This is a genomic window from Nocardiopsis sp. CC223A (assembly GCF_030766825.1).
Classification (GTDB): Bacteria; Actinomycetota; Actinomycetes; order Streptosporangiales; family Streptosporangiaceae; genus Nocardiopsis.
In genome coordinates, this window is record NZ_JASFDV010000155.1 from 1 (window position 1) to 4,577 (window position 4,577).

The window sequence follows — 4,577 nt, forward strand, 5'->3', positions numbered from 1 at the left end:
CCGCCGCCAGCAGCGGGCCCACCACCCCGTGCCCGTACCGCTCCAGCGCCAGGGCCGACGGCACCAGCCCGCAGGACCGGGCCCAGCGCAGCAGCTCCACCGCCCGCTCCGGCGGAGTCCACCCCGGGGCACCGCCCCGGCCGGGGGCGGCCGGTTCGGGGAACGGCACCGAGAGCAGGTCGGTGATCCGTTCCCGGGCCGCCTCCCGCACCGGTTCGGAACGTGCGGGCAGCGCGGCCGGGGCCGCCGCCCCCGCCACGATCCCGTCCAGGCAGCGGTGGACCAGCAGCCGGTCCAGTCGGCCGATCAGCGCCGGCGAACCCGTCCGGTGCGCCACCCGCTGTAGGTCGGCCAGGACGCGGGCGTCGGTCGCCGCGTCGTCCACCACCCGGTCCACCAGCGCCGCCGCGTCCCCGGCGGGCAGCCACTCCACGGCGGCCGGGAGCCAGGCGCGCACCGCGCGCAGCTCCGCCGCGGACACACCGGTGAACGGGGCGGCCAGCGGTGAACCGGCGAGCAGGCCGGCGGCGACCAGCACCGGGTGCCAGTCCGCCAGCGAGGCCTCCCGTCCCCCCGCGCAGCGCTGCGCCGACCGCCACAGCCCCTCGGCCCCGGCGGTCCCCGCGGCCACCGCCCGGGCGGCCGCCTCCCCGCTCGCGGGCGGCGGGGCGGGCAGCGCGTCCGCCGCACCCACCACCGGGTCCACCACCGTGAACCGGCCCCGCAGCGGTTCCAGGTCGACACCCGGCGGCACCCCCACCACGTGTGCGAACGTCTCCTGCGGACTGGCGCTGTAGGTGGAGAACGCCATGCTCCGGGCCCGGTCCGGCGGCAGCAGGTGCGCCAGCGCCGCCACCCAGTGCGCCACCGTCGCGCTGTCGGCGACCAGCACCACCGGCCGCTCCCCGCCGATCGCGGCGTCCACCGCGGCCAGCAGCCGCACCACCAGCTCCGGCGGGCGGCGGCGCACCCAGGGGTCGGTGCGCGCCCGCCCCAGCGGGCCGCCGGGCACCTCCAGCACCGGCAGGTCGTGGTCGGCCGTCGGCGCCGACACCCAGAACCCGGCGTCCCACAGCTCGGCCGCCAACGGCCCGCCCGACCCCACCAGGCTGTGCGCGAAGTAGTTGCCCGGCCGCCCCGAGGGGTCCGGCCCGCACGACACGATCCGGCTCACCACCGGGTATCCACCCAGGTCGGGGGAGTAGCACAGGTTCACCGGGTGCTCCTCCACCCGGCCACCGGGCGGCTCGTACACGGTGAACCGCTCCACCTCCCGCAGCACCCGCTGGTCCACCCCCGGCGTGGCCGCGTTGAACTGGTAGCCCGCGTACCCCGACAGCCCGTGCTCGCACGAGGTGTAGTAGAGCTGCGCGAAACCCATCAGGACCGCCCTTCGCGGGACGGGACGACACCGAAACCGCCGAGCATCCACAGGAACGGGTCGGCGACCCGGTAGGGCCGCACCCCGCCCCGCAGGCGCTGCTCGGCGTCGGGCGCGTGCCCGAGCGCCGACACCCCGAAGTACCGGGCGTCGGCGTAGTGGTTGGTGACGTGCGCGTCGATGCGGCCGCCGTCCCACCGGTGCAGCAGCCGCCGGATCTGGACGTGCACGTCGTGGCTGTCGGACTCGTCGAAGTAGGGGGCGTCCGGCTGGGGGCGGCGCAGCGGCGAACCCGGGTCGAGCGCGTCGTGGAACACGTCGAGCTTGGTCAGGCACACCGCCATCGGAACGGGGATGAGCCGCGAGGGCGAGCCGGTCCGGTGCAGCAGCAGGTCGGTGACCCGGCTCAGCATGTCCAACGGCGGGTGCTCGGCGCGTTCGGGCGGCGGCAGGGGGGTACCGGGGGCGGCCTCGGCCCGGGCGCCCCGCATCCGCAGCGGGTCCAGCAGCAGGATGACGCCGTCGGCGTTGTCGAGGTAACGCAGGTTGGTCTCCACGCTCTCCTGCGTGGTGAGGTCCTCGCCCGCCGTGTCGAAGAACGACAGCAGCGTGTGCCGGGGGCGGCGCGCCCACGGGCCGCGCGGGCGGGTCGTGAACCGGAACACCAGGGGCTCGCGGGCCGCTCCGGTGCGGCGGGTGGCGGCGAGCAGGCGGGCGTCGTCGTACAGCGGGGACTCGTAGTCGGTGTGGAAGCGGTGCCGGGTGTGGTCGTCGGACCCGCCGACGGAGGCCTGGAAGCGGGCGCCGACCCGGTGCATCAGCTCGTGGATGAGCACGGTCATGAACACGGTCTTGCCGGATTCGCGGGCGCCGACCAGGGCGATGAGGCGGCCGGGGATACGGCCGAAGTTCACCGGCAGCCTGGCGTGGCAGGTGACGCACACCCGGGTCGCGGTGGCGGCGCCGCAGTCGGGGCACACCGCGCGGGGGCGGCGGCCGTCGGCGGCGAACACCGGCGGCAGGCGCTCGCGGCGGCCCAGGTGGGTGCGGATCGCCGCGTCGTCGACAGGGGCGCACTGGGCGCCGTCGGGGCCGGGGCGGCCGGTGCAGCGGAACAGGATGAGGCGTTCGGTGAGCCGGGTGTAGCAGTAGGGGCACACCAGGCGGTCGCCGCGCGCCGGGCGCAGCCGGTCGAGTGTGATCACAGGCGGAGTTCCTTCACCGAGGGCTGGCACAGGCGGATGCCGTCCGCGTCGTCCCCCAGGGGCAGGCACACCAGCCAGGCGGGGCCGGCCGGTCGGGGTGGGCGGACCCGCAGGGACAGCCGCCGGCCCGCGGCGAGCCGCCGGGTCGGGAACACGGCCAGCACCCGGCCCTGGTCGGCGCGGTCCGGCGGGAACCCGCCCTCGGCGTAGACGACGGCGATGCGGGGAGCGGTGCAGTCGGTGCGGGCGGCCAGGGTGACCCGCCGGTCGCGGCGCAGCAGCCCGGCGGGGGCGACGCGGTAGTCGAGCACGGGACCGCCGGGGACGGTGAGGGAGGCGGGCGGCCCCGGGGCGCCGCCGACGACGGCGCGCACGGTCACCCGCACCGGCCCGGGACCCATGGGGGCCTCGAACCCGCCCCCGGCCTCGTACCGGGGACGCTCGCAGAGGGCCTCCCCGCCGTCCGCCGTACCGTCGGGTTCCAGGGGGCGCCAGGACACCCGGGCGGCGGCCGCCTCCTCGGGCCAGGTCCAGCCCAGCCGCACCAGGTCGCCGAACCGCCGCGCGTGCAGCCCGGCCACCGCGGGCACGGCCACCACCCGCACGGACCCGCCGACCACGGCCTGGTCGCCGTACGAGGTCACGGCCACCACGTGGTGCGTCCCCGCGGCCAGCTCGACCCGCACCCGCACCCGCTCCGGCCTCGCCACGGCCGTGCCGGCCTGCCCGGCGGCATCGACCGCCCCGGACGTATCGGCCGCCGCGCGGTTGCGGGTCGTCTCGGGTGCGTTGCCCGTCTCGGGGGTGTCGGGTTTCCCGGCGGCATCGCCCGTCCCGGGCGCAGCGGCCACGTCACGGTTGCGGGTCGTCTCGGGTGTGTCGGCTGTTCCGGGTGCGTCGGGTTTCCCGGGGGTTCCGGTCGCCTCGGGTGCATCGGCCGCCGCGCGGTTGCGGGGCGCCTTGGACGCGTCGCCCGTCCCAGAGGGCACAGGCGTCACCGAGGCGGCTGCCGGTTTCCGGACCGTGCCGTGGCCGTGAGGCGTCACCCCTGCCCCGGAGGCATCGGTGGGCTTCGGCGGCGCAGGCGTCACCGTTGCGGTCACCGGTGGGCGGCCGGAGTGCCGTCCGCGGCGAATCGCTCTCGGCCCAGCGGCCCCACCGGTGTCGGTGGACCCACCGGCCGCGTCCGCCGCGGGCTGTCCAGACGTCACGGATACGGTCCGGGGCGCACCGGGTGCCGCGGAACCGGGCGGGTCGGTGAAGGGCACGGGGGCGCCGTGGGCGGCGAGGTCGGCCGGGGGGACGCGGGCGGCCGGGGACCAGGGCGGCGGAACGGGGGCGGTGCGCAGGGACACGCGCCCGCGGGGCGGCGGGGTCCAGGACGCGGTGAACCCGCCGTCGCCGTCCGGGACCACCAGCAGGTCCTCCACCGGTGGCGGGGGCGGTCCCGGCACCACCCGGCGCACCAGCCCCTCGGAGCCGCAGACCGAACCCCCCGAAGTCAGGTACACCGCCCGCACCCGGTAGTAGTACTCCACGTCCGGGCGCACGTCCGGGTCGCGGAACCCCATCCCGTCGGTCACCACGCGGACCCCGTCGCCGCCCCGCGGCGGGGCGCCCTCGCCGCGCACCACCTCTACCCGGACCGCCTCCGGCGGCACCCGCCACGACCCCGACACGTCCAGCTCCCCCGCGTGCACGGACAGGTCCGCGACCTCCGGGGCGAGCAGCACCGGGCCGGTCCCGACCGGTTCGGAGACGCCCCGCCCCTCGCGCACCGCCGCCACCGTGTACCGCACCTCCGCACCCACCGGCAGCCCCGGGTCGATGAACTCCGTCCCGGTCACCTCCCCGACCGGCGCCTCCCGGCCGCCGCGGCCGACCCGGCGCAGCACCCGGTAGCCGATCCGCCCCACCAGGCTCGGGCTGGGCCGCCACACCACCACGGCACCGCGCCCCTCCACCCGGGCGCACACCTCGCGCGGCGGCAG

The 4,577-nt window shown here is 77.8% G+C and carries 2 protein-coding genes and 1 pseudogene; all 3 read right to left on the reverse strand.

The window, feature by feature from the left end:
* The coding region (locus QJS33_RS30965) for a GTPase-associated protein 1-related protein (RefSeq protein WP_306371622.1) at window positions 1-1,381 on the reverse strand (1,381 nt) is incomplete at its 3' end.
* Window positions 1,381-2,586, reverse strand: coding sequence for a hypothetical protein (locus QJS33_RS30970; RefSeq protein WP_372339751.1), 1,206 nt, complete (start codon window positions 2,584-2,586; stop codon window positions 1,381-1,383). The genes QJS33_RS30965 and QJS33_RS30970, both read right to left, overlap by 1 nt.
* Window positions 2,583-4,577, reverse strand: a pseudogene (locus tag QJS33_RS30975) (hypothetical protein); the annotation flags it as partial. The pseudogene QJS33_RS30975 and the gene QJS33_RS30970, both read right to left, overlap by 4 nt.